This is a genomic window from Pseudomonas sp. AN-B15 (assembly GCF_019056475.1).
In the GTDB taxonomy this organism is placed as follows: Bacteria; Pseudomonadota; Gammaproteobacteria; order Pseudomonadales; family Pseudomonadaceae; genus Aquipseudomonas; species Aquipseudomonas parakoreensis.
In genome coordinates this window covers 5,101,644-5,125,750 of the sequence record NZ_CP049737.1, presented here as the reverse complement: position 1 = coordinate 5,125,750, position 24,107 = coordinate 5,101,644, and the positions used below count along the sequence as shown (strand labels likewise).

Sequence of the window (24,107 nt, the reverse complement as noted above, 5' to 3'; positions counted from 1 at the left end):
GTAGTGGTTTCTAGATTTCGATCAGTGCGCCCAGTTCGCGTTCAAGCTCGGCTTCGTCAGCCAGGTTGAGCTCGATCAACCGCCGCAAGCGCTGGATCGATTCCAGGCTGATATGCCGGCAGACAAACCCCAGTTGCCCGTGATCCTCATGGGCCAGATGCACATCCATCTGGATATCCACGTCATCGCTCAGATGAATGTCGACGAAGAAATCCTGTTCCTTATCCCCGAGCCAAGGCTCCGGCCGCTCGATCAGCAGCCCCTTGAGGGACAGATCGATCAACTTCACCGGCCATATGAATTGGCCCTGACTCAGCTCGGTTCTGGCATCGAACGCAATACGTTTGAAGCGACGGCGATTGGCTGGTTGTTCGCTCATGGCGCAATCCTCGGAAGCGTTCGCTGACTATAGACCCGACCGGCGGGTGGCTGCCAATCGACAAGGCGTCTAGACCAACGTCGGGGTATGGCCTTTGGCGCCGTAAGCGCTAAACTCGGGGTGGCTGTCTTTCTTGTCCACCCTGGCTGGAATAATAAAATGAAAAATAATAATAGCCTGCTACGCCACTTACCCTGGCTAGTGCTGGCAATCGTAGGAGCGTGCGCCCTGGGCGTAGTGGCATTGCGCCGAGGAGAGGCGATCAACGCCTTGTGGATCGTGGTCGCGGCGGTGGCCATTTATCTGGTTGCGTACCGTTACTACAGCCTGTTCATCGCCAACAAGGTGATGCAACTGGATCCGCGTCGGGCCACCCCCGCCGTGCTCAACAACGACGGTCTGGACTACGTGCCGACCAACAAACACATTCTTTTCGGTCACCACTTCGCCGCGATCGCCGGCGCAGGACCTCTGGTCGGCCCGGTATTGGCGGCGCAGATGGGCTACCTGCCCGGCACGTTGTGGCTGATTGCCGGGGTGGTACTGGCGGGCGCGGTGCAGGACTTCATGGTCCTGTTCATGTCGACCCGGCGCAACGGCCGTTCCCTGGGCGACATGGTCCGTGAAGAAATGGGCCGCATCCCCGGCACCATCGCCCTGTTCGGCTGCTTCCTGATCATGATCATCATCCTTGCGGTGCTGGCGCTGATCGTGGTCAAGGCCCTGGCCGAGAGCCCGTGGGGCATCTTTACCGTGATGGCGACCATCCCGATCGCGATGTTCATGGGCATCTATATGCGCTACATCCGCCCGGGCCGCATTGGCGAAATCTCGGTCATCGGCGTGTTGCTGCTGCTCGGTTCGATCTGGCTCGGTGGGCAGATTGCCGCTGATCCGGTGTGGGCCAAGGCTTTCAGCTTCACCGGTGTGCAAATCACCTGGATGCTGATCGGTTATGGCTTTGTCGCCGCCGTGTTGCCGGTGTGGCTGATTCTCGCGCCACGCGACTACCTGTCGACGTTCCTCAAGATCGGCACCATCATCGCTCTGGCGATCGGTATTCTGGTGACCATGCCCGAGCTGAAAATGCCGGCGCTGACCCAGTTCGTCGACGGCACCGGCCCGGTGTGGAAGGGCGGTCTGTTCCCGTTCCTGTTCATCACCATCGCGTGCGGTGCAGTATCCGGTTTCCACGCACTGATCTCGTCGGGCACCACGCCGAAGCTGCTGGATAACGAAACCAACGCCCGTTACATCGGTTACGGCGGCATGCTGATGGAATCGTTTGTGGCGATCATGGCGATGGTTGCCGCTTCGGTGATCGAGCCGGGCGTGTACTTCGCCATGAACAGCCCGGCCGCGGTGGTCGGTGGTGACGTGGCATCGGTGGCGCAGATGGTCAGCAGTTGGGGCTTCGCGATCACGCCTGAGGCGCTGCAAGCGGTTGCCCATGACATCGGTGAAACCACCATCCTCGCCCGTGCCGGCGGTGCGCCGACCCTGGCGGTCGGTATCGCGCAGATCCTGCACAGTGTTCTGCCGGGTGAAAACACCATGGCGTTCTGGTACCACTTCGCGATCCTGTTCGAAGCACTGTTCATCCTGACCGCTGTGGACGCCGGCACCCGTGCCGGGCGCTTCATGCTGCAGGATCTGCTCGGCTCCTTCGTGCCAGCGCTGAAACGTACCGAATCCTGGACCGCCAACCTGATCGCCACCGCCGGATGTGTGGCGATGTGGGGCTGGTTGCTGTATCAGGGCGTGATCGATCCACTGGGCGGCATCAACACCCTGTGGCCGCTGTTCGGTATCTCCAACCAGATGCTGGCGGGTATCGCGCTGATGCTCGGCACCGTGGTCCTGATCAAGATGAAGCGCCAGCGCTACATCTGGGTCACCCTGCTGCCGGCCGCCTGGCTGCTGATCTGCACCACGACTGCGGGCTTCATCAAGCTGTTCGACGCCAACCCGGCGATCGGCTTCCTGTCGCTGGCCAAGAAGTACAGCGATGCCCTGGCCGCCGGCCAGGTCATTGCGCCGGCCAAGAGCATCGAACAGATGCAGCATGTGATCTTCAACGCCTACACCAACGCAACGCTCACCGCGCTGTTCCTGTTCGTGGTCTTCAGCATCCTGTTCTATGCGCTCAAGGTCGGCATCGCCGCTTGGGGCAAAAAAGAGCGTACGGATAAAGAATCACCATTCCAGGCCCTGCCGGACGCGTAATCAGAGGATTGCACCATGTTCAATGACCTGAGTCGCCTCGGTAAATACCTCGGTCAGGCCGCGCGCCTGATGGTCGGCATGCCCGACTACGACACCTACGTCGAGCATATGCAAACCAAACACCCGGACAAACCGGTGATGAGCTATGAGATGTTCTTTCGCGAGCGTCAGGAAGCGCGTTACGGTGGCAAGGGTGGGCCGAAGTGCTGTTGAGCTGACAGCCTGCGGCTGATGCAATCCCCCTGTGGGAGCGAGCCTGCTCACGAATACGGAATGTCAGTTGATGAATGATTTGACTGACACACCGCTTTCGCGAGCAGGCTCGCTCCCACATTTGTTTTTGTGTTGTTCATTCATTTTGTGAAGGGGATCTGTTTTGTCTTCTCCCATACCCGTAACGGTACTCAGCGGTTTCCTCGGTGCCGGCAAGACCACCTTGCTGCGCCATCTGCTGAAAGCCGAGCACGGTCTGAAAATCGCCGTGATCGAGAACGAATTCAGCGACGCCGGCATCGACACCCAGTTGCTCGGCGACGAGCCGGTGCAAGTCATGACCCTGGCCAACGGCTGCGTCTGCTGCACCATTCACACTGATCTGACCAAGGCCCTGTACCTGCTGCTCGAACGCCTGGACAGCGGCGAAATCGCCTTCGACCGGCTGGTGATCGAATGTACCGGTCTGGCCGATCCAGCGCCTGTGGCGCAAACTTTTTTCATCGATGAAGAGCTGCGCGAGCGCTATCTGCTCGACGGCATCATCACATTGGTCGACGCCGCCCACGCCGACCTGCACTTGACCCAGACCATTGCCCAGGCGCAGATCGGTTTTGCCGACCGCTTGCTGGTCAGCAAGACTGATCTGGTGGATGAGCCGACGTTCAATGCACTGAGCGAACGCCTGACGCGGATCAACCGCCGTGCGCCGATCCGCGTGGTCGAGCACGGCAACATCGATCTGGCGCAACTGCTTGATGTGCGGGGTTTCAACCTCAACGCCGATCTGGGCGGCGGGGTCAGCCTGCGTCCGGTGAGCAAGGCGCCTTCCATCGATCGCATCTCCAGCCTGGTACTGCGCACGGACCAGCCGCTGGATATCGATCGGCTCAGCGAATTCATGAATGAGTTGCTGGAAGAGCACGGCAAGCAATTGCTCCGTTACAAGGGAGTGTTGAACATCGCTGGCGAGGATCGCCGGCTGGTGTTTCAGGGCGTACTGAAACTCTACGGTTTCGACTGGGACACCGAGTGGGCCGAGGGTGAGGCGCGGGAAAGCGTGATCGTATTTATTTCCGATGATTTGCCGGAAGAGAAGATTCGGGCGGGGTTTGCCAAGGTGGCTTCTGCCTGATGGTTCTTCGGTGTCAGGGCTGACGCCATCGCGGGCAAGCCCGCTCCCACAGGTTTACAGGTGTACACATGATTTGTGAACGACAATAACCCTGTGGGAGCGGGCTTGCCCGCGATGGCGATTCAACCGACAACGTAATGCTTGATGGTTGGTTCCAGCAGCGTCTGCTCCAGATCATCCAGATGCCGGTTCATCAGTAGACTGGCCTTGACCCCATCTCCACATTCAACCGCCTCAAGCAGCGCCAAATGCTCCTGCCATGCGCAACAACTATGCGTCTGGTGCTGACACCGCGCAATCGCCAGCGACGTCAACGGCACCAGGCTGCCAAGGAAATGCGCCAGTGGTGCATTCCCCGCCATCTGTGCCAACTGCAGATGAAACTCTCCGGACAAACGAATCGCCGCCGCACGCCGTTCCTGAACCACGGCCAGGCGTTCGCGTTCGACCAGCGTGCGCAAGCGTTTCAAACCCTCCGCTGACGCATTCTGACAAGCCAGACGCACCAGCGTCGCTTCGGTAAGGCGCCGGGCGTGCAGGGTTTGTCGGGTCTGTTCTGCATCCGGTGCGGCGACCCGCGGCCGATGATTGGCACGCAGCACAATTACCTGCTCATGGGACAACTGCGTCAGTACCCGGCGTACATCGGCGCGGCTGACGCCAAACATCTGCTTGAGACTGTCTTCGGTGAAGCGGCTGGCCGGGTCGATTCGCCGGTCCAGAATCGCCTCGAACAGCCGCGGGTACAGAGCATCTGCCGGCGCTCGCAGGCGCGAGAAGGGCAGAGGTGCCGACATCTGACGAGTGTGCGGCGACGTGGCAAGACTGTTCATGGCCGGTCTCCAGTGTGAAGCATTCAGTGGCTGAGGTTGTCTTCCGGGATATTCAGTTCGATGCCCATCCGCTGGCCTTCGCGCAGGATGTGCCGACGCATTTCGGCGCTGGCCTGAGCACTGTTCTTGCTGCGGATCGCGCGCACCACCGCTTCGTTTTCTTCCAGGCGCTCGGCCAGATGCTCGGGCGAATTGCGCAGCACTTCGGCGCTTTGCTTGAGGGCATTGCTGGTCTGCTGCACCACGCTCTGGAAAATCGGGTTCGAGGTCAGGGTGAACAGCTCTTCGTGGAAGGCGATGTAGGCGCTGACGCCGGCCTCGCTGTCGCCCGCGTCAAGGGCTTCGCGCATGTCCATCAAGGTCAGGCGCAACTGCCCGACCTCCTTGCTGCTGATCGACTGCGCGACCAGGCCGACAATGAACGGCTCAAGGGTGTAGCGTAGTTGCAGCACGTCTTCGAGGCTGGCGCCGGCGACCGCGCTGTCGTGGCTCTGGCTGTCACTGAGCTGGGCGTCGAGCACTACCACGCCTTTGCCCGGCATCGAACGGACCAGGCCCAGGGTCTCCAGAACGATCACCGCTTCGCGCAGGCTCGGACGGCTGATGCCCAGTTGTTCGGCCAGTTCGCGCTGGCCCGGCAACATGTCGCCGGAGCGCCACTGACCACGGGCGAGGGCGGCGCGCAGTTTTTCTACGACTGAGTTGACGACGGTTGATGTGGTGATCACTTGTCTAGCTCCGTAAGCCCATAGGGGATGCCGCAAACAAGATCAAAAGATCGCAGCCTGCGGCAGCTCCTGCGGGGTTGAAAATCAGAACTCTTGCTGGTGCGCCGGAGTTCCGGTTTTACGCGGTTGAAAGGTGTAGCCCTGCTGACCGCTGAGTACTTTGTTTGCGCGTTGCACATCGATGTCCTTTTCCCAACGGGCGATGGCCACGGTGGCGACGCAGTTGCCGATCAGGTTAGTCAGTGCCCGGCCGATGCCCATGAACCAGTCCACCGCCAGCACCAGCACCAGACCCACGACCGGAATCGCCGGGATCGCCGTCAGCGTCGCCGCCAGAATCACCAGCGCCGAGCCGGGAATGCCGTGGGCGCCCTTGGAAGTGATCAGCGACACCAGCAGAATCGTCAGCAGGTCGGTCATCGCCAATGGCGTGCCGGTGGCGTTGGCGATGAACACAATGGCCAGCGTCAGGTAGATTGAAAAACCGTCGAGGTTGAACGAGTAGCCGGTGGGAATCACCAGCCCGACGGTCGAGCTGCCGATGCCCAGGTGTTCGAGTTTGCGCATGATCTGCGGCAGCACGGCATCGGAGGAGGCGGTGCCCATGACGATCAGCAGCTCTTCACGCAGATATTTGAGCAATGGCCACAGGCGCAGGCCCGAGGCGCGCATCACCACACCGAGGATCACGCTGACGAACGCGACGCAGGTCAGGTAGAACAAACCGACCAGACTGCCCAGGTGCTGCAGCGAATCGAGGCCGTACTTGCTGGTGGTGAAGGCGATGGCGCCGAACACGCCGATGGGCGCCAGACGCACGATCATGCCCATGATCCGGAAGATCACATGGCTCAGTTCGTTGATCAGTCGCGAGATCCCCGAGGCCGCTTCACCCACCAGATTCAGTGCGCTGCCGAACAACACCGAGAACAGCAGCACTTGCAGGATGTTGTTGTCGGCAAAGGCGCCGAGCACCGAGGTCGGGATCAGGTCCATCAGGAACTGCGTGGTGGTGTGCATGTGCTGGCCGCGTTCGGCGATGTCGCCCATGTCAGCGGCGGACAACTGCTCCAGATGGATATTCGCGCCGCTGCCGATCCCGGTGCTGAACGCGAACACCAGACCGATCACCAACGCGATGGTGGTCAGTACTTCAAAGTAGATCACCGATTTGAGGCCGATACGCCCGACCTTCTTCAGATCCCCTGCGCCGCTGATGCCGCTGACCACCACGCAGAACACGATCAGGCCGATCAGCATCTTGATCAGTTTGATGAAGCCGTCGCCCAAGGGTTTGAGCTGAGCGGAATATTCGGGAAGGGTCAGTCCGCAGATGATGCCGAGCACCAGTCCGAAAACCACTTGGAGGAAGATTGAACGCGAGCACCATCTGAGCATGGGAGGAATCCTGGTCGGTGTCCTGGCTGCCGTGTGCGGAGCACATCAGATTGAGGACTTAATTATTGTGGTCTTACCGGTATGTCCAGTGCAGGCGCAGTCTACGCGCGAGATTTCCTGAAATACAAGGGGCAGGGCGGAAATTGGCATGACCGGTCTGACCAGTGGTGCCCTACCCGGTAATCCCGTGGATCCCGCGCGCGAAAAACCAGCCCGGCGCTGTTGCGCCGGGCTGGTTTGTACTGACGCTGGCGGATTTCAATCTGCTCAGTAAGGCACGTTGCGCTTCAGGATATTGAGCTTGAAGTCGAGAACACCGGCGCTGCGGTTCGAGTTGGTGCGTACGAACGTGCCGACTCTGGGATCATGTTTGTTACGACTTTGCCCGGCGCACAACAGCGCGCCGCCTCGGGTCTGGATTCTGACAGTGGGCGTATCCGTGTCGATCTGATCCAGCGTGATGATATTGCCCTTGGCATTGAGCAGGTTGAATGTGGTCTGGTCCCCATCTTCGGTTGCATAAGAGTTCAGGAAGTCTTTTTCTTCACGGCTGATGGTTCTGTAGTAGTACTCGCCCGGCGTTAAGATATAAATAGTGTAGTAGTCATCGAGGCAGCGGAAGTAAAGGGTCAGTGCGTCCGGTGCAACATCCGGCTTTAGAAACAGATAGTTTGAAACATCCAGGTGATGGGAGAATGTAAAGACTTCATAGTCGGGACGTGGAGTCGTGACCTTTCTGCCATACGTCAACTTGGGAAAGTGTGGATAGCCATAGCGAGTGCTCAATGTTGCAATAAAGGATTTTTCCTGATTGGTGCTCATGGTATTACTCGATCTTTTGAATGCTGATAACTAAACAGCCGGGCTGTTCAGTGCGTGTGTGTTGAATGCTGAAACGTTGATGTCAGATTTCGTCGGGATCACTGAGAAACGATGCATTGCGCTCGATGATTTTCAGTGTGAACGGCAGGCCTGTGTTATCCGTCTCGGCCATATAAATGTAGGGTGCGCCTCGTCGACGCAACGCTGTGATCTGGCCGGCGTTACGTGCCTTGAGTCGCACTCGCTGACGATCACCGCCCATATCCTGCAGGGTGATGATCCGGTTATCGTGGCTCAGCAAGTTGAAAGAGGTGGTATCGCTGCCCGCCGGCAGAAAAGCCCCTAACACCCCGGCGCGATCCTTGCTCAGGCAATACCCTGTGTGCGTGGCGTGATCGCGTATGTAAAGGTGGTAATAGTCATCAGTACAGCGGAAATAAATGTTCATGGGTTGTACGTTTTTTACTTCCCTTTGGAAGCGGCAACCCAATAGGTGGGCATCATCGATTAATCTGGGAGTACCGGTGTAAAAACCGCCGGAAAATGATTTGTCGGTGCGCAAGACCGGTTCTTCATAAAGCGCTCCCAGGATATTCAGGTGGTGCTGGTCCAGCATTAATGTTGCGATAAATGACTTTTGCCTGTTCGTTGTCATGAACTCTTCCTTGAGTTTTTGATGGGTGTTTCTTCGTTCTGTGTGGATTTTTAGTTGCTGTTGTGGGTTCTGTTTTTAACACTAACAGCTAGGTTTTGTTGGTGTCCTGTTTTTCTTTGAAGTTGTTGTTTCAAGTTTTAAGTGAGGCGGCAGCGACTTTCACGCAGACGAAAAAAAACCGGCCAATCACTTGGCCGGTTTTTCATACTGCAGGTTTAACGTCGCATCAAGCGCCGTATACCGGCAGTTTCTTGCAGATGGCTTTGACTTTCTCACGAACGGCATCGATCACCGCTTCGTTGTTCAGGTCAGCCAGGATGTCGCAGATCCAGCCGGCCAGCTCTTTGCACTCTGCCTCTTTGAAGCCACGGGTGGTCACAGCCGGAGTACCGAAGCGCAGGCCGGAGGTGACGAACGGCGAGCGTGGGTCGTTTGGCACGGAGTTCTTGTTCACGGTGATGAACGCTTTGCCCAGCGCGGCGTCGGCGTCTTTACCGGAGATGTCCTGCTTGATCAGCGACAGCAGGAACAGGTGGTTCTTGGTACCGCCGGAAACCACGTCGAAACCGCGCGCGATGAACACTTCGGCCATGGCCTGGGCGTTCTTCACCACTTGTTCCTGGTAAGCCTTGAACTCAGGCTGCAGTGCTTCCTTGAAGCAGATCGCCTTGGCGGCGATCACGTGCTCCAGCGGGCCACCCTGGGCGCCCGGGAATACCGCGGAGTTCAGCTTCTTTTCGATGTCGGCGTTGGCGCGCGCCAGGATCAGACCGCCACGTGGACCGCGCAGGGTCTTGTGCGTGGTGGTGGTGACCACGTCAGCGAAAGGCACCGGGTTCGGGTAGACGCCAGCGGCGACCAGACCGGCCACGTGAGCCATGTCGACGAACAGGTAGGCACCGACTTTGTCCGCGATGGCGCGGAAGCGCGGGAAGTCGAGAATCTGCGAGTAGGCAGAGAAACCGGCCACGATCATTTTCGGCTTGTGTTCAACGGCCAGACGCTCGACTTCGTCGTAGTCGATCAGGCCATTGGCGTCGATGCCGTACTGCACGGCGTTGTACAGCTTGCCGGAGGAGGACACGCTGGCGCCGTGGGTCAGGTGACCACCGTGGGCCAGGCTCATGCCCAGAATGGTGTCGCCACCTTGCAGCAGGGCCAGGTAAACAGCGGCGTTGGCTTGCGAGCCGGCGTGCGGCTGAACGTTGGCGTAATCGGCGCCGAACAGCTCTTTGGCGCGGTCGATGGCCAGTTGTTCAACGACGTCAACGTACTCGCAACCACCGTAGTAGCGCTTGCCCGGATAGCCTTCGGCGTATTTGTTGGTCAGAACCGAGCCTTGAGCTTCCATCACCGCAGGGCTGGTGTAGTTTTCCGAAGCGATCAGCTCAATGTGCTCTTCCTGGCGCTGAGCTTCTTGCTCCATGGCGGCAAAGAGATCGGCGTCGTACTTGGCAATAGTCAAATCACGGCTGAACATGGCGGTCCTCAAGGATCGGGGGCAGAAAAGGGGGGCATTCTAACCCAATGGGTTTTGGATGGCATATGAAACGACATCATGTCGCAGACAAGTGGCGTTCATGACAGATGTGCGGTGCTTTTGCCGGCCTGAAAAGATCGCAGCCTTCGGCAGCTCCTACAGTAATCGGGGCTGATTGCGAATACTGTGACCGACATCAATCCCTGTAGGAGCTGCCGAAGGCTGCGATCTTTTCTTCAGTCAAACATGAACAGCGCATCATTGCTGAACTGCGCTTCAAACCGGCTCGCCGGCATCGGTCGGCCGAACAGATAGCCCTGCACTTCATCGCAACCGTGCTCGCGCAGGAAGTCCAGTTGCTCATGGGTTTCCACGCCCTCGGCGATCACCGCCAGATTGAGGCTGTGGGCCATGGCGATGATCGCGCGGGCGATCTGCGCATCCTGTTCGCCGGACGGCAGGCCGTCGACGAAAGTGCGGTCGATCTTCAGCACGTCGATCGGGAACTGCTTGAGGTAGTTCAGCGATGAATAACCGGTGCCGAAATCGTCGACCGCGATACTCAGGCCAAGGTTTTTCAGCCCGGCGAGAATCTGCATCGCCTCGCTGACTTCGCGCATCAGGATACTTTCGGTCAGCTCCAGTTCCAGGCACGCCGGTGGCAGCCCGGTTTCCCGCAGGATGGTGGCGATGCGTGTACCGAGCTGGCCATCGGAGAACTGCCGCGCCGAGATGTTCACCGACACCTTCGGCACCCGCACCCGGTTCTGATGCCAGGTCTTGAGCTGACGGCAGGCTTCGCTGATCACCCAGTCGCCAACGTCCACTACCAGACCGAGCTCTTCCAGCACCGGAATGAAATCCCCCGGCGGCACCAGCCCGCGACGCGGATGACGCCAGCGCAGCAGCGCTTCGGCGCCGGTCAGGCGTTTGCCGTCGCCACTGAATTGCGGCTGGTAATACAGGACGAATTCGTTCTGCTCCAGCGCGTGGCGCAGGTCGCTTTCCAGCTCAAGACGCTCCAGCGCACTGGCGTTCATGTCGGCCTGATAGAACTGGAAGTTGTTCTTGCCACGCTCCTTGGCGTGGTACATCGCAGTGTCGGCGTTCTTCATCAACTGACTGAGTTCGTTGCCGTCCTGCGGACTCAAAGCAATGCCGATACTGGCGGTGACGAAGAACTCGCGGCCTTCCAGCACGAATGGGCGCACCAGACTGGCGAGGATCTGCTCGGCCACATGAATCGCCCGGTTCAGCGCCATTTCGCGGCTGGAGCGATGTTGCAGCAGCAAGGTGAACTCGGCGCCGCCCATGCGCGCCACGGTGTCGTCTTCGTCGACGCAGGCCAGCAGGCGCGTGGCCATGTCTTTCAACATGCGGTCGCCGGCGGCGTGGCCGAGGGAGTCGTTGATCGGCTTGAAGCGGTCGAGGTCGAGGAACATCAGCACCACCCACGACTTCTGCCGTTCGGCCGATTGCAGCGCGGTGTGCAGGCGATCCTGGAACAGCGTGCGGTTCGGCAGGTGGGTCAGGGCGTCGTAGTAAGCCAGACGATGGATGCGTTGTTCGCTGGCCTTGCGCTCGCTGATGTCGCTGAAGAAACACACGTAACTGGCGAGGTCGCCTTCATCGTCGAGTACCGCCGTGATGCCGACCCATGCCGGGTAATGCTCGCCGTTACGCCGCTTGAGCCAGACTTCGCCTTCCCAGGTGCTGTGCTGATGCAGTTGCTTGAGCACGTAACGCAGGTGCGCGTCCTGTTGCTCGTCGACGGTGAGCATGTTCGGCAACTGGTCGAGCACTTCCGACACCGCGTAACCGCTGACCCGGCTGAAGGCTTCGTTGGCCTGCACGATATAGCCGGCGGGGTCGGTGATCAGGATCGCCGAAGTCGAGTGCTCGAATACCGTGGCCGCCATACGCAAATCTTTCTCGGCGCGGCGTTGCTGACTGATGTCGCGGCCGACGCCTAGCACGCCTTCGAACGCGCCGTGTTCGTCCCACACCAGCACCAGGCGCAGCTCGATCGGGATCTTGCGACCGTCGGCACGCAGGCAGTCGAACAGGAACATCTGCGTCTGCACTTGGCTTCGCAGCTGTGCGAGTTGCTCAGGCTTGTCGAGCGCTTTGCTGACCCGGTCCATCAGGGAATAGATGCCGCTCAGTTGTTGCGGGTTGGCGATGGTCGATTGCCAGCCGTTCTGGAAAATCCACTCGGCGTCGTAACCCAGCACCGCCTGCACCGACGGGCTGACGTAGTTCAGCGACAGCTTGCTGTCGGTGGAGAAAATCACGTCGCTGATGCTTTCGGCGAGCATGCGGTAGCGCTGCTCGCTGTCACGCAGCGATTCACTGGCCTCGATCTGCTCGGTGATGTCCTTGGCCACGCCGATGATCCGCGTGACCTGATCGTGTTTGTCGCGGGCCAGCGCTTGCTCACGAATGTCGAAGCGCCGCCACTTGCCGTCACGATGGCGGAAGCGCAGCTGACATTGCAGCAACTGACTGTAACCGGCGTGCCGCTGCATCTGCCGTGAGCGGTGGTAATAGTCGGCGTCTTCCGGGTGCAGGAGGATTTCCCAGAAGTACTCGCCCATCTGGTGCAGCTCGGAGCGGTTGTAACCGAGGGTCTGGCCGAGGTGATGGTTGCTGAAGATCATCCGCTGGCTGATCACGTCCTGCACATACAGATGATCCGGCACCGTGCGCACCACGTCCGACCAGAAGCCTTCGCGCTCCAGCAGCGACAGTTCGATCAGCTTGCGGCTGGTGATGTCGTTGATGCTGAGGATCACCGCTTTATAGTCGTGCAGCTCCTCAGGCAGGCGCAGAACCATCCACAGGTGCTGATCGCGACCGTTGATGTCTGGCAGTCTGATTTCCAGTTCCAGTTGTTTCTGTTGCTGCAGAACCGCGTCGAGCACCTGGTTGCCGATGGCGCACTGGCTGTGCGGCTGGCCGTCGATCAGCAGTTGCCAGGCGTGCTCGCAGGAATGGACATTGAGCAGTTGCAGCGCGACCTGATTGACCTCGGTGACGCGCAGTTCTTGCAGCAGTTGATGGCGCTGGGCCGGTTGGTCGAGCCAGGCCTTGAGTTGGTCGCTGGTCTGGATCTGCGCCTTGTCGAACACTTGCTTGAGGCCGGACAGATCGAGCACGCACAGCGCAACACCGGTGCCTTCGAAGATGTCCTGATAACGCCGGCGGCCTTCATGCAACTGGCGCTGGCGGCGACGCATGTTCAGCAGCGCGATCACCGGCAACATCGAGAACGCCAGGCCCAGCAGGCATTTGCCGATAAACGCTGGCAGCAGTTCTTCGAGCACCCGCTGACGGTCGAACAGCCCGCGCAACTGCCAGTCGCTGCTGCTCAGCGGTACGGTTAATACAGTGTTGGCCAGGTCGTCGGGGCTCAGCACGCCGGGCCTGGCTGAAGACAGCGCTTCGTCGCGGCTGATGATCTGGTGGTTGAGGCGGTTTTCCACCAGCCACAACGGGCGGATGCCGGTTTCACCCTGCTGGGTCAGCGAGTCGAAGAAGGTCGGGGTCAGGCGCAACACCCAGTAGCCGCGCGTGCTGCCGCTGGCCTGATGCAATAACAGATGCACCACCGAGCCGTCGTCGGCGTTGCTGAAGTAATGCGCCTGGGCGCGGCTGCGGCGCACCAGTTCAGCGAGGTAATCGGCGTCGTGGCTGTCGCTGGCGCTGTCGTTGAGGATTTTCCCGGATGGGCTGAGCAGGGCCAGGCTGCGCACGTCCGGCAGCGATTGCTGGAGCTTGCGCAGCAGCGCCTGCTGTTCGTCGGACGACTGCGGCTGTTCGACGATCGGTAGCAGGTTGAGGGCGATTTGCGCATTCAGCGACATGTTCAGGCTGACCTGCGAGGCGAGGTCGGCGGTGTAGTCGATGGTGTACTGGCGCTGGTTTTTCTGGGTCTCGCGCAATTGGTCGAGCAACTGCCAGAACAGCAATGCCAGCAGCAAAAGTACCAGCGTCGCCAAGGCACCCTTCAATGTTCCGCGCAGGGGCGAGCCGGTCCCCGGATTGGACGCGCTCACAGAAGCTGGCGGGGTAACGTTGGACAAGCTGAAATCCTGCGGTTTGGCTGGACTGGCGCGACGTGCACTATAAGCCGGACGCCCGAAGGGCGGCTAGCATGCCTTGAGTTGTGGCGAAGTGCCAGCCCCACTCGGCTGGACTGCCTTCCGTCATTCAGGTAGCTTTGCCGGTTACGCGGGAGCGTTCCAGCTCCTAGACTCAGACTTTTTCAGCGCGCACGCATTGATGACCATCAAGTGAACGACGCGCATCGGTCTGGCCGGGCATCGCCTGCGCTCCAATCATTCATCTGTCACTGACCCAAGGTTCTCCATGGCTCAATACGTCTTCACCATGCATCGGCTGGGCAAAGTTGTTCCGCCGAAGCGGGAAATCCTGAAAAACATTTCGCTGTCGTTCTTCCCCGGCGCCAAGATCGGCGTACTCGGCCTCAACGGTTCGGGTAAGTCCACGCTGCTGAAAATCATGGCCGGCGTCGACACCGAGTTCGAGGGCGAAGCCCGTCCGATGCCGGACCTGAACATCGGTTATCTGCCGCAAGAACCACAACTTGATCCGACCAAGACCGTGCGTGAAGTGGTCGAGGAAGCGGTCAGCGTGATCAAGGACGCGCAAGCGCGTCTGGACGAGGTCTACGCTGCTTACGCCGATCCGGATGCCGATTTCGACAAGCTGGCTGCCGAACAGGCCAAGCTCGAAGCGATCCTGCAGGCCAGCGATGGTCACAACCTGGAGCGTCAACTGGAAGTCGCCGCCGATGCGCTGCGTCTGCCGGCTTGGGACGCCAAGGTCGAACACCTGTCCGGTGGTGAAAAACGTCGCGTGGCCCTGTGCCGCCTGCTGCTGTCCGCTCCGGACATGCTGCTGCTCGACGAACCGACCAACCACCTGGACGCTGACTCCGTGGCGTGGCTGGAGCACTTCCTGCACGACTTCCCGGGCACCGTGGTCGCGATCACGCACGACCGTTACTTCCTCGACAACGTCGCCGGCTGGATTCTGGAACTCGACCGCGGCGCGGGCATTCCTTACGAGGGCAACTACTCGGGTTGGCTGGAAGCCAAGTCCGATCGTCTGGCCCAGGAATCCAAGCAGCAGTCGGCTCACGAAAAAGCCATGAAGGAAGAACTGGAGTGGGTGCGCAAAGGCGCCAAGGCCCGCCAGTCGAAATCCAAGGCTCGTCTGGCACGCTTTGAAGAAATGCAATCGCAGGAATTCCAGAAGCGTTCGGAAACCAACGAGATCTACATCCCGGCCGGTCCACGTCTGGGCGACAAGGTCATTGAATTCAAGAACGTCACCAAGGGCTACGGCGATCGCGTCCTGATCGACAACCTGTCGTTCTCCATGCCGAAGGGCGCTATTGTCGGCGTGATCGGTGGTAACGGTGCCGGTAAATCGACCCTGTTCCGCATGCTGATGGGCAAGGAAACGCCGGATTCGGGCAGCATCGAAGTCGGTGAAACCGTGCAACTGGCCTGTGTTGACCAGAGCCGTGAAGACCTCGACGGCAGCAAGACGGTGTTCCAGCAGATCTCCGATGGTTCCGACCAGATCCGCATCGGCAACTACGAGATCCCGTCGCGCACCTACGTCGGTCGCTTCAACTTCAAGGGCGGCGATCAGCAGAAGTTCGTCAAGGACCTGTCCGGTGGTGAGCGCGGTCGTCTGCACCTGGCGCTGACCCTGAAGGAGGGCGGCAACGTCCTGCTGCTCGACGAACCGTCCAACGACCTCGACGTCGAAACCCTGCGTTCCCTGGAAGAAGCCCTGCTGGACTTCCCGGGCGCCGCCATTGTGATCTCTCACGATCGCTGGTTTCTGGACCGCGTCGCGACCCACATCCTGGCGTACGAAGACGACTCGCAAGCGGTGTTCTTCGAAGGCAACTACACCGAGTACGAAGCCGACCGCAAAAAGCGTCTTGGCGAAGCGGCGGCCCAGCCACACCGGGTACGCCACAAGAAACTGGCCTGATTCGGGTTGGTTGCATGAAAAGCGGAGCCTTCGGGCTCCGTTTTTTTTGCCTGGGTTTCTTCAGCAATACCGGGTTGCGTTCATCGCTGGCAAGCCAGCTCCCACAGGTTTTTTGTTGTACCTGGAATGTGTGGACGCCGCGAAAACTGTGGGAGCTGGCTTGCCAGCGATAGCGGTGTAACTGTTGGTGCATCACTTCAATCTGATCTCCCCATTCAGGTGCAAAATCGGCCCAAAAAACCGCCTGATTTATATCCTGTGCACCATTTAATTTCATAACTGCGACATTTTGCGCTGTTACTGTGCGCAATTCGTTTGTTACAGTCCGGCTCAATCGCTTCCAATGACAATAAATTTGCCGAGACTTTTCCCATGATCGAATCCGTCGAATCCTTCCTCGCCCGCCTGAAAAAACGCGACCCGGATCAACCCGAATTCCACCAGGCCGTCGAAGAAGTCCTGCGCAGTCTGTGGCCGTTTCTCGAAGCCAATCCGCACTACCTGACCTCGGGGATTCTGGAGCGTATCTGCGAGCCGGAGCGGGCGATTGTGTTCCGCGTGTCGTGGGTCGACGATCAGGGCAAGGTTCAGGTCAATCGCGGTTTCCGCATCCAGATGAACAGCGCCATCGGCCCGTACAAGGGCGGCTTGCGCTTCCATCCTTCGGTGAACCTGGGCGTGCTGAAGTTTCTCGCCTTCGAGCAAACGTTCAAGAACTCTCTGACCTCATTGCCCATGGGCGGCGGCAAGGGCGGTTCGGATTTCGATCCGAAGGGCAAGAGCGACGCTGAAGTGATGCGTTTCTGTCAGGCGTTCATGAGCGAGCTGTACCGCCACATCGGCGCGGACGTCGATGTGCCGGCTGGCGACATCGGTGTCGGGGCGCGGGAGATCGGCTTCCTGTTCGGCCAGTACAAACGCCTGAGCAACCAGTTCACCAGCGTGTTGACCGGCAAAGGCATGACCTACGGCGGCAGCCTGATTCGCCCGGAAGCCACCGGTTTCGGTTGCGTGTACTTCGCCGAAGAAATGCTCAAGCGCCGCGGGCAGACCGTCGAAGGCAAACGCGTGGCGATCTCCGGTTCCGGCAATGTCGCGCAGTACGCGGCGCGCAAAGTCATGGACCTGGGCGGCAAGGTGATTTCCCTGTCCGACTCCGAAGGCACGCTGTACTGCGAATCGGGCCTGAGCGAAGAACAGTGGCAGGCGCTGCTGGAACTGAAAAACGTCAAACGCGGACGCATCAGCGAACTGGCCACGGCGTTCGGTCTGGAATTCCGTGCCGGGCAGTTGCCGTGGTCGCTGCCGTGCGACATCGCGTTGCCGTGCGCCACGCAGAACGAACTCGACGTCAACGCCGCGCGCACACTGCTGCGCAACGGCTGCGTGTGCGTCGCCGAGGGCGCAAACATGCCGACCACGCTGGAGGCTGTGGATATCTTTATCGAGGCCGGCATTCTGTTCGCCCCGGGCAAGGCGTCGAACGCCGGTGGGGTCGCGGTCAGCGGGCTGGAGATGTCGCAAAACGCCATGCGTCTGCTGTGGACCGCAGGCGAGGTGGACAGCAAGTTGCACGCGATCATGCAGTCGATCCACCACGCTTGCGTGCATTACGGCGAAGAAGACGGGCGGATCAACTACGTCAAAGGCGCGAACATCGCCGGCTTCGTTAAAGTCGCCGATGCGATGTTGGCCCAAGGCGTGGTTTAAGCCGGTTCGATGCGAATCACTTCAATCACCTGATCACCAGCGGGGCGCTGCCACAGCACCTCGTCATTGAGGCGGGCGCCGAGCAGCGCCCGGCCCAGCGGCGAGCCCCAGTTGATCAGGCCCTGACTGGCGTCGGCCTGATCTTCGCCGACCAGTTGCACCCGACTTTCGGTGTCGTGCTCGTCGGCAAAGGTCACCCAACTGCCAATCTGCACTTTTTCGGTAGAGGTCGCGGGGGCAGCGACCTGCGCGCTGGTGAGGCGTTGGTTGAAGTAGCGCAAATCTCTTTCGAGATCAGCCTGGCGCTGCTTGTCGGCCTGTTCGCCCTTGGCCGATTGTTCAGCGTGCAGGGCTTGCAGCTCGGTGACTTTGGCCTGCAGCTGCGCCAGCCCCTGCGGTGTGACGTAATTGGGCTGCGCGCTGACCTGCCGTTCGACGGGCTGGTCGGCTTGCGCAGCGGCATTGTCTTCGTTGACGAAAGCGCGGCTCATGGTGTCCTCCTGTGATAGGAATTGGGCCATGGTCGCCGGCATTTGGTTTCACTGGATGTCTGGAAACGACCTATTGCGAGCGATAAGCCCGTCCGGCGTCCTGATCCTTCTGTTGCTGCCAGGCGCGCTCGCGCTCGTCCCAGTGTTCATTGCGATACTCTTCGCGATCCTTGTTCTCGAGCATCGCCTGACACTGGCGAAAGCCGTCGGTCCAGCCTTCGGCGTATTGCTTGTCTTTAAGGTAGCGCGGCACGTTCTTGCGAAACTCGCCACTGATCGAGCCGGCGGCTTGCCGGCCACTGACGCAACCGTCATCGAAACCGTCGGCGAAGGCCGGTGGATAACCTTTGGCGATCAAGTCTTCATGGGTGGTCTGGCAACCCCCGAGCAACAGCAAAACACCCAACAGTCCCCCACACCGCCACATCGCACTCTCCCGCGCCGATTCTCGGCTGATAGGGAAAGTCTAGAAGGTGATTCGTTGATGGGGTGTGAAAGGAAGATCAAAAGATCGCAGCCTGCGGCAGCTCCTACAGGAAAAATGCATTCCCACTGTAGGAGCTGCCGCAGGCTGCGATCTTTTAATAGTGATACCACTTCACTTCGAGCATCACTTCGTTTTCCGGCGTCGCCACATGACTGAACTCACGCTGCGCACTCAGGCGCAAACCGAGGTTGCGCGACAATTCCCATTGCTGGTTCAGACTCAGGCTACGGCGCACTTCACCATTGAAGAAGTAATCGCCCTTGGCTTCCAGGCTGAGATTGCCCAGCGGGTTTTTCCACAACACGCCGGTATTGAAACCGCCGGCCGGGGAGACGAATTCGGCGAAGTCATTGTTGTGTTCAACGCGCACGGTGCCGAGAGCAAAACCCAATACGTCATCACCGAGCGCCCAAGTGCCGCCGCCGCCACCGTTGACGTGGCTGACCAGCGTCTCGTCATCATGCTTGCCCGGTACGCGCTCGAGGCCGCCAGTGACTTGCCACGACAGCGGCTGCAGCAACTCATTGCGCGGGGTCAGCGAACGAATGGTCGCCAGATCCAGTTGCTGGAATTGCCATTGGTTACCTTCGTACTGGCGCAGCTTCATCTGCAGGATTTCGATCTGCGCGCCGAGGGGGAAGCTTTCGGCGTTGTCGTTGAGATCGTGATAGGCCATGCGCAAACCGTACTCGCCGAACGCACGGTCGCCCCGGGTGCCGATGCCGGCCTGCCACGTGCGCGATTCGTGGCCGTCTTCGGGCAGGCCCGGTTGGGGGACCTGCAGCTCCGGCGCCGGGTTCTTGTTGATCGCCCGCAGCAGTTCGAAGCTGCGCTGTGCGCGTTGCGGATCACGTTCCTGACCGTTGGCGCGGTAGCGTTCCAGACGATACGCAGCATCGATGATCAGCGCCTGCCGATCCCGGGGCAGGGCTTTGAAGGTCGGCTCCTGCAAGACCTGTTGATCGGCGCTGACGTTCAGCACCCATTGCTGTTCGTCACTGCTCAACGGCTGGGCACGGCTGAGCAGTTCACGTTCGCGGGACGGGCGGTATTCGATACTTTCCACCAGTCCGGCTTCCTTCACGGCTTTGACCGTGTCGGTAGGGATGGCGGTCAGCGGGAATTGCTCGGTCAGGCGCAGGCTTGGACGCGCCACCTGCAGCAGTTCGAGCAGGCGATAGGAGCAGTTTTCGTCGAAGAAGAAATAGTCGAACTGGATCTGCTTCAGCTCCCACACATGTTCGACCATGCGTGCGGTTTCTGCTTGCGTCAGGTTCAGCCGGTATTCCCACAGGTCGCGGTTTTCCAGGCTGCGGTACTCGGAGAGTTTTTCCTGATACGGCACCAGCGCGAACAGCCCCGGGTAGCCGCCCATCAAACCTTTCCAGGCGTAGAGGATGCTGTTGTCGGAGCCTTCGATGTAGGCGCCGAAGTTGATCGCGTAACTCAACAGCGAAGTCTTGTCGGCCTGCACATCGGCCTGATCGATGCGCAGCAGGGTGTGGCCGAACATCGACGACGGACTGTTGAGGTACGCCGCAGGAAAGATCATCACCGCGCTGTGCGGCGAGACGTCCTTGAACCATTTCTTGAATTCGGCGCAATCGGGGGCGGGCAGATCGCTGAGATTGAGCTGGGCTTTCAGCCAGCGGGTGCGGGCCGGATAGACGCACTGCGCGTGCTGCTCGCCGAGACTGGCCGGGGCATACAGCGCTTGCACGGTGGCGGCCAACTCATGGTCGGGGTGTTCGTTGCCATCAGGCGCGAGAAAGAATTTCCTGTCGCTGACATAGCTGCGCCAGCCGCCGAGCTTGGCGGTTTCGTAATGACCGAGGGAAATCCAGAAGCGGTCGTTGGCCAGTTGCTGCAAACGTTGAGGGTCGATGTGAGGCGCGGCGGACAGCGGGGCGCAGACACAGAGCGCCAGCCAGGCAAGGCGTTTGAGCATAAGTGGCAACTTAAGTCGAAAAGAAAAAAACCGGATCGGGCTGCGATCACTCCCTGTGGCGAGGGGATTTATCCCCGATGGGCTGCGAAGCGGCCCTCATACCTGCAAAACTCGGTGTATCAGATACACCCAATTGAATGGTTTCACGACTGCTACGCAGCCGATCGGGGATAAATCCCCTCACCACAGGTTCAGCGTCACATTCGAGTGATTGCACTCAAAACAAAACCCGCTTCCCGAAAGAAGCGGGTGGGGTCGAGCTTAAGCCTGAGTGGCGTACTTGGCCAGACGTGGGTCTGATTTCAGTACAGCCAGGGTGTTGGTATGCACGTCTTCGGCGGTCACGTCAGCCTTGCTGAAGATCTGCTGGAAGTGCTCGTGAGTGACAGCGGCGAAATGCGCACGGTCTTCCGGCGCCACGCCCAGTACCACAGCGTAAGTCGTCAGCGCTTCGCCGTTGCCTTTAGCCATGTCTTCGGACAGCTCGTTCATCATGCCATTCATGGCGAACCAGGATTTACCGCCGTAGGTCAGCGACGCGTTGGTCGAGCAACCGTTGGTGCCGGAAGTCATACCGAACGTAGCGTTACCGGAGGTGCCGTTGGTGGTGGATGCCAGGAAGTGGGCCGGGGTGCCACGCTGACCTTCGAACAGCATGTTGCCCCAACCGCAATCCGGACCGCCTGGCGCCTGAGCCATGGCGTTGATGGAAACAGCGGTGAAGAGAGTACCGAGAAGAATCCGTTTCATAGCTTTGTTCTCTTTGTGTGCATACCAATGGACAGGGTTCTGACACCTGACGGTGCCAGTGGGCCAGTATTCGTTCCAGCCGCGCAGTTTGGAGTTTAGGCACGTTCCTGGGGTTCCGTGAGTTTTTACAAAAGATTTGGCGATAACCCCGATTTGCCGGGGGGCGGGGCAGGGTCACCCGGTTGTCTATGCTTTGTCGCATGGCGCGCCTTGCCAGTGGGGCACGCGCAGCGCCAGAATGCCGCTATCTGCCCCGCCTGATTGTTAAGGAAGCCCGATGCCTGATCCTGTTGCTGCCAGCTTGCGTCTAGCGCCCGAAGCGCTGACCCGTCCGTTTTCCGCTGAACAGTTCAGCTTCACTACCACCAATGATCTGGAGCCCTTTCGCGGTGTGCTTGGCCAGGAACGTGCGGTCGAAGCCTTGCAGTTCGGTGTGGCCATGCCACGCCCCGGTTACAACGTCTTTGTCATGGGCGAACCGGGCACCGGTCGCTTCTCGTTCGTCAAACGCTACCTGAAGGCCGAAGGCAAGCGCCTGCAGACCCCGGCGGACTGGGTCTACGTCAACAACTTCGATGAGCCGCGCGAACCCCGCGCGCTGGAGCTGCCATCGGGCACGGCGAGCGCATTCATCGGCGACATCAGCGGCTTGATCGACAACCTGCTGGCGACGTTCCCGGCGGTGTTCGAACACCCGTCCTACCAGCAAAAGAAAAGCGCCATCGACCGCGCCTTCAACCAGCGCTACGACAAGGCGCTGGACGTCATCGAACGTCTGGCCCTGGAAAAAGACGTCGCCCTGTACCGCGACAGCAGCAACATCGCCTTCACCCCGATGCTCGAAGGCAAGGCGCTGGATGAAGCCGAGTTTTCGCAATTGCCGGAAGCCGAGCGCGAGCGTTTCCACGAGGATATTTCCGGTCTCGAAGAACGGCTGAATGAAGAGCTCGCGAGCCTGCCGCAGTGGAAGCGCGAGTCGAACAATCAGCTGCGTCAGCTCAACGAAGAAACCATCACCCTGGCCTTGCAGCCGTTGCTGTCGCCGCTGTCGGAAAAGTATGCGGAGAACGCCGCGGTCTGCGGTTACCTGCAAGCGATGCAGGTGTATCTGCTGAAAACCGTGGTCGAGCAACTGGTCGACGACAGCAAGACCGACGCCGTGGCGCGCAAGCTGCTGGAAGAGCAATACGCGCCGAGCCTGGTGGTCGGTCATCCGCACAGTGGTGGTGCGCCGGTGGTGTTCGAGCCGCATCCGACCTACGAAAACCTGTTCGGCCGCATTGAATACACCACCGATCAAGGGGCGCTTTACACCACTTATCGCCAGTTGCGCCCGGGCGCATTGCATCGCGCCAATGGCGGCTTCCTGATTCTTGAAGCGGAAAAAATGCTCAGTGAGCCGTTCGTGTGGGACGCACTCAAGCGCGCCCTGCAATCGCGCAAACTGAAGATGGAATCGCCGCTGGGCGAGATGGGCCGTTTCGCCACTGTGACCCTGAATCCGCAGCACATTCCGTTGCAGGTCAAAGTGGTGATCATCGGTGCGCGGCAGTTGTATTACACGCTGCAGGACCTGGATCCGGACTTCCAGGAGATGTTCCGCGTGCTGGTCGACTTCGACGAAGACATCCCGATGGTCGACGAAAGCCTGGAGCAGTTCGCCCAGTTGCTGAAAACCCGCACTTCGGAAGAAGGCATGGCGCCGCTGACTGCCGATGCGGTGGCGCGCCTGGCGACCTACAGCGCACGCCTGGCCGAACATCAGGGGCGTTTGTCGGCGCGTATCGGCGACCTGTTCCAACTGGTCAGCGAGGCGGATTTCATTCGCCATCTGGCCGGTGATGAAATGACCGACGCCGGGCACATCGAGCGTGCGCTGAAAGCCAAAGCCACTCGCACTGGCCGCGTATCGGCGCGGATTCTCGACGACATGCTCGCCGGGATCATCCTGATCGACACCGACGGCGCCGCGGTCGGCAAGTGCAACGGGCTGACCGTGCTGGAAGTCGGCGATTCGGCGTTCGGTGTACCGGCGCGGATTTCCGCCACGGTGTACCCGGGCGGCAGCGGCATCGTCGACATCGAACGCGAGGTCAATCTCGGTCAGCCGATCCACTCCAAGGGCGTGATGATCCTCACCGGGTATCTGGGCAGCCGTTACGCCCAGGAGTTCCCGCTGGCGATTTCCGCGAGCATTGCGCTCGAGCAATCCTACGGTTACGTCGATGGCGACAGTGCGTCGCTGGGCGAGGCTTGCACGTTGATTTCGGCGTTGTCGAAAACCCCGCTCAAGCAGTGCTTCGCGATCACCGGCTCGATCAACCAGTTCGGCGAAGTGCAGGCGGTCGGCGGGGTCAACGAGAAGATCGAAGGCTTCTTCCGTCTCTGCGAAGCGCGTGGGCTGACCGGCGAGCAGGGCGCGATCATTCCGCAGGCCAACGTCGCCACGCTGATGCTCGACGAGAAGGTGCTGGCGGCCGTGCGCGCCGGGCAGTTCCATGTGTACGCGGTGCGTCAGGCTGACGAGGCTTTGAGCCTGTTGGTCGGCGAGCCGGCCGGTGAGCCGAATGCCGAAGGCGAATTTCCTGAGGGCAGCGTCAACGCACGCGTGGTTGAACGTCTGCGGGTGATTGCCGAGATGATCAGCGAAGAGGATCTGAAGGACGCGGAGAAGGAGTTGGCGCAAGAGGCGTTGGCAGAGGCCAAACCCGCCTGAGCCTTCATGCAGTAAAGCAGTGGGAGCGAGCCTGCTCGCGAAAGCGCTGTATCAGACGACGAATAAGTTGCCTGACAGTCCGCATTCGCGAGCGGGCTCG

Annotated in this window: 18 protein-coding genes; 6 read left to right on the top strand and 12 right to left on the bottom strand. The window is 59.9% G+C overall.

Annotated elements, in window-relative coordinates; translation table 11 throughout:
* Positions 1-10: 10 nt before the first annotated feature.
* Positions 11-379: a PilZ domain-containing protein gene (locus GTQ41_RS23185; protein WP_041065221.1), complete on the bottom strand. Its 369-nt coding sequence runs from the start codon at positions 377-379 to the stop codon at positions 11-13.
* A gap of 159 nt (positions 380-538) precedes the next feature.
* Here GTQ41_RS23185 and GTQ41_RS23180 point away from each other — a divergent pair, with 159 nt between their 5' ends.
* The 3 genes from GTQ41_RS23180 to yjiA all read left to right on the top strand — a co-directional run bounded on the left by GTQ41_RS23180 (position 539) and on the right by yjiA (position 3,953).
* Complete coding sequence (locus GTQ41_RS23180) at positions 539-2,605, top strand: carbon starvation CstA family protein (protein ID WP_047296692.1); 2,067 nt, start codon at positions 539-541, stop codon at positions 2,603-2,605.
* Positions 2,606-2,620: 15 nt separating this feature from the next.
* Positions 2,621-2,818: a YbdD/YjiX family protein gene (locus GTQ41_RS23175; protein WP_003228401.1), complete on the top strand. Its 198-nt coding sequence runs from the start codon at positions 2,621-2,623 to the stop codon at positions 2,816-2,818.
* A 163-nt stretch (positions 2,819-2,981) separates the two neighbouring features.
* Positions 2,982-3,953, top strand: coding sequence for a GTPase (gene yjiA, locus GTQ41_RS23170; RefSeq protein WP_047296691.1), 972 nt, complete (start codon positions 2,982-2,984; stop codon positions 3,951-3,953).
* Positions 3,954-4,075: 122 nt separating this feature from the next.
* On the opposite strand, the gene GTQ41_RS23165 is transcribed toward yjiA, so the two are convergent.
* The 7 genes from GTQ41_RS23165 to GTQ41_RS23135 all read right to left on the bottom strand — a co-directional run bounded on the left by GTQ41_RS23165 (position 4,076) and on the right by GTQ41_RS23135 (position 13,954).
* The gene (locus GTQ41_RS23165; RefSeq protein ID WP_047296690.1) at positions 4,076-4,786 is read right to left on the bottom strand and encodes a GntR family transcriptional regulator; all 711 of its coding nucleotides are present in this window, start codon (positions 4,784-4,786) and stop codon (positions 4,076-4,078) included.
* A gap of 23 nt (positions 4,787-4,809) precedes the next feature.
* Positions 4,810-5,514, bottom strand: a complete 705-nt coding sequence (locus GTQ41_RS23160; RefSeq protein ID WP_047296689.1) for a FadR/GntR family transcriptional regulator — start codon at positions 5,512-5,514, stop codon at positions 4,810-4,812.
* 84 nt (positions 5,515-5,598) lie between these two features.
* The gene (locus GTQ41_RS23155) at positions 5,599-6,912 is read right to left on the bottom strand and encodes a C4-dicarboxylate transporter DctA (protein WP_047296687.1); all 1,314 of its coding nucleotides are present in this window, start codon (positions 6,910-6,912) and stop codon (positions 5,599-5,601) included.
* Between the two features lie 267 nt (positions 6,913-7,179).
* A complete protein-coding gene (locus tag GTQ41_RS23150; RefSeq protein WP_047296686.1) occupies positions 7,180-7,734 on the bottom strand; it encodes a hypothetical protein in 555 nt (184 codons plus the stop codon).
* A gap of 82 nt (positions 7,735-7,816) precedes the next feature.
* Positions 7,817-8,389: a hypothetical protein gene (locus GTQ41_RS23145; protein WP_047296684.1), complete on the bottom strand. Its 573-nt coding sequence runs from the start codon at positions 8,387-8,389 to the stop codon at positions 7,817-7,819.
* A gap of 226 nt (positions 8,390-8,615) precedes the next feature.
* Positions 8,616-9,869, bottom strand: a complete 1,254-nt coding sequence (glyA, locus tag GTQ41_RS23140; RefSeq protein ID WP_041065242.1) for a serine hydroxymethyltransferase — start codon at positions 9,867-9,869, stop codon at positions 8,616-8,618.
* Positions 9,870-10,105: 236 nt separating this feature from the next.
* Positions 10,106-13,954: a bifunctional diguanylate cyclase/phosphodiesterase gene (locus GTQ41_RS23135; protein WP_217325363.1), complete on the bottom strand. Its 3,849-nt coding sequence runs from the start codon at positions 13,952-13,954 to the stop codon at positions 10,106-10,108.
* Positions 13,955-14,240: 286 nt separating this feature from the next.
* On the opposite strand from GTQ41_RS23135, the gene ettA reads away from it, so the two are divergent.
* Both ettA and gdhA read left to right on the top strand, forming a co-directional pair.
* A complete protein-coding gene (ettA, locus tag GTQ41_RS23130) occupies positions 14,241-15,905 on the top strand; it encodes an energy-dependent translational throttle protein EttA (protein ID WP_047296679.1) in 1,665 nt (554 codons plus the stop codon).
* Between the two features lie 372 nt (positions 15,906-16,277).
* Entirely contained in the window at positions 16,278-17,615 is a 1,338-nt protein-coding gene (gdhA, locus tag GTQ41_RS23125; protein WP_047296677.1) for an NADP-specific glutamate dehydrogenase, read from the top strand.
* Here the strand turns inward: gdhA and GTQ41_RS23120 are convergent.
* From GTQ41_RS23120 to GTQ41_RS23105, 4 genes are all read right to left on the bottom strand, one after another.
* Entirely contained in the window at positions 17,612-18,106 is a 495-nt protein-coding gene (locus GTQ41_RS23120) for a GreA/GreB family elongation factor (protein ID WP_047296675.1), read from the bottom strand. The two genes, gdhA and GTQ41_RS23120, sit on opposite strands and share 4 nt — an antisense overlap.
* A gap of 70 nt (positions 18,107-18,176) precedes the next feature.
* Complete coding sequence (locus GTQ41_RS23115) at positions 18,177-18,533, bottom strand: hypothetical protein (RefSeq protein WP_047296673.1); 357 nt, start codon at positions 18,531-18,533, stop codon at positions 18,177-18,179.
* Between the two features lie 154 nt (positions 18,534-18,687).
* Positions 18,688-20,541, bottom strand: coding sequence for a DUF4105 domain-containing protein (locus GTQ41_RS23110; protein ID WP_047296671.1), 1,854 nt, complete (start codon positions 20,539-20,541; stop codon positions 18,688-18,690).
* A 261-nt stretch (positions 20,542-20,802) separates the two neighbouring features.
* A complete protein-coding gene (locus GTQ41_RS23105) occupies positions 20,803-21,291 on the bottom strand; it encodes a DUF3015 domain-containing protein (protein WP_007909797.1) in 489 nt (162 codons plus the stop codon).
* 277 nt (positions 21,292-21,568) lie between these two features.
* On the opposite strand from GTQ41_RS23105, the gene GTQ41_RS23100 reads away from it, so the two are divergent.
* Complete coding sequence (locus tag GTQ41_RS23100) at positions 21,569-24,007, top strand: Lon protease family protein (RefSeq protein WP_047296669.1); 2,439 nt, start codon at positions 21,569-21,571, stop codon at positions 24,005-24,007.
* The last annotated feature ends 100 nt before the right edge of the window (positions 24,008-24,107 follow it).

Excerpts from the sequence above, each read along its gene's own strand:
- gdhA (WP_047296677.1), top strand. The coding sequence starts at position 16,278 with ATGATCGAATCCGTCGAATCCTTCCTCGCCCGCCTGAAAAAACGCGAC.
- GTQ41_RS23120 (WP_047296675.1), bottom strand. The coding sequence starts at position 18,106 with ATGAGCCGCGCTTTCGTCAACGAAGACAATGCCGCTGCGCAAGCCGAC.
- GTQ41_RS23185 (WP_041065221.1), bottom strand. The coding sequence starts at position 379 with ATGAGCGAACAACCAGCCAATCGCCGTCGCTTCAAACGTATTGCGTTC.
- GTQ41_RS23110 (WP_047296671.1), bottom strand. The coding sequence starts at position 20,541 with ATGCTCAAACGCCTTGCCTGGCTGGCGCTCTGTGTCTGCGCCCCGCTG.
- GTQ41_RS23100 (WP_047296669.1), top strand. The coding sequence starts at position 21,569 with ATGCCTGATCCTGTTGCTGCCAGCTTGCGTCTAGCGCCCGAAGCGCTG.
- GTQ41_RS23165 (WP_047296690.1), bottom strand. The coding sequence starts at position 4,786 with ATGAACAGTCTTGCCACGTCGCCGCACACTCGTCAGATGTCGGCACCT.
- glyA (WP_041065242.1), bottom strand. The coding sequence starts at position 9,869 with ATGTTCAGCCGTGATTTGACTATTGCCAAGTACGACGCCGATCTCTTT.
- ettA (WP_047296679.1), top strand. The coding sequence starts at position 14,241 with ATGGCTCAATACGTCTTCACCATGCATCGGCTGGGCAAAGTTGTTCCG.
- GTQ41_RS23145 (WP_047296684.1), bottom strand. The coding sequence starts at position 8,389 with ATGACAACGAACAGGCAAAAGTCATTTATCGCAACATTAATGCTGGAC.
- GTQ41_RS23175 (WP_003228401.1), top strand. The coding sequence starts at position 2,621 with ATGTTCAATGACCTGAGTCGCCTCGGTAAATACCTCGGTCAGGCCGCG.
- GTQ41_RS23105 (WP_007909797.1), bottom strand. The coding sequence starts at position 21,291 with ATGAAACGGATTCTTCTCGGTACTCTCTTCACCGCTGTTTCCATCAAC.
- GTQ41_RS23150 (WP_047296686.1), bottom strand. The coding sequence starts at position 7,734 with ATGAGCACCAATCAGGAAAAATCCTTTATTGCAACATTGAGCACTCGC.
- GTQ41_RS23180 (WP_047296692.1), top strand. The coding sequence starts at position 539 with ATGAAAAATAATAATAGCCTGCTACGCCACTTACCCTGGCTAGTGCTG.
- GTQ41_RS23155 (WP_047296687.1), bottom strand. The coding sequence starts at position 6,912 with ATGCTCAGATGGTGCTCGCGTTCAATCTTCCTCCAAGTGGTTTTCGGA.
- GTQ41_RS23115 (WP_047296673.1), bottom strand. The coding sequence starts at position 18,533 with ATGTGGCGGTGTGGGGGACTGTTGGGTGTTTTGCTGTTGCTCGGGGGT.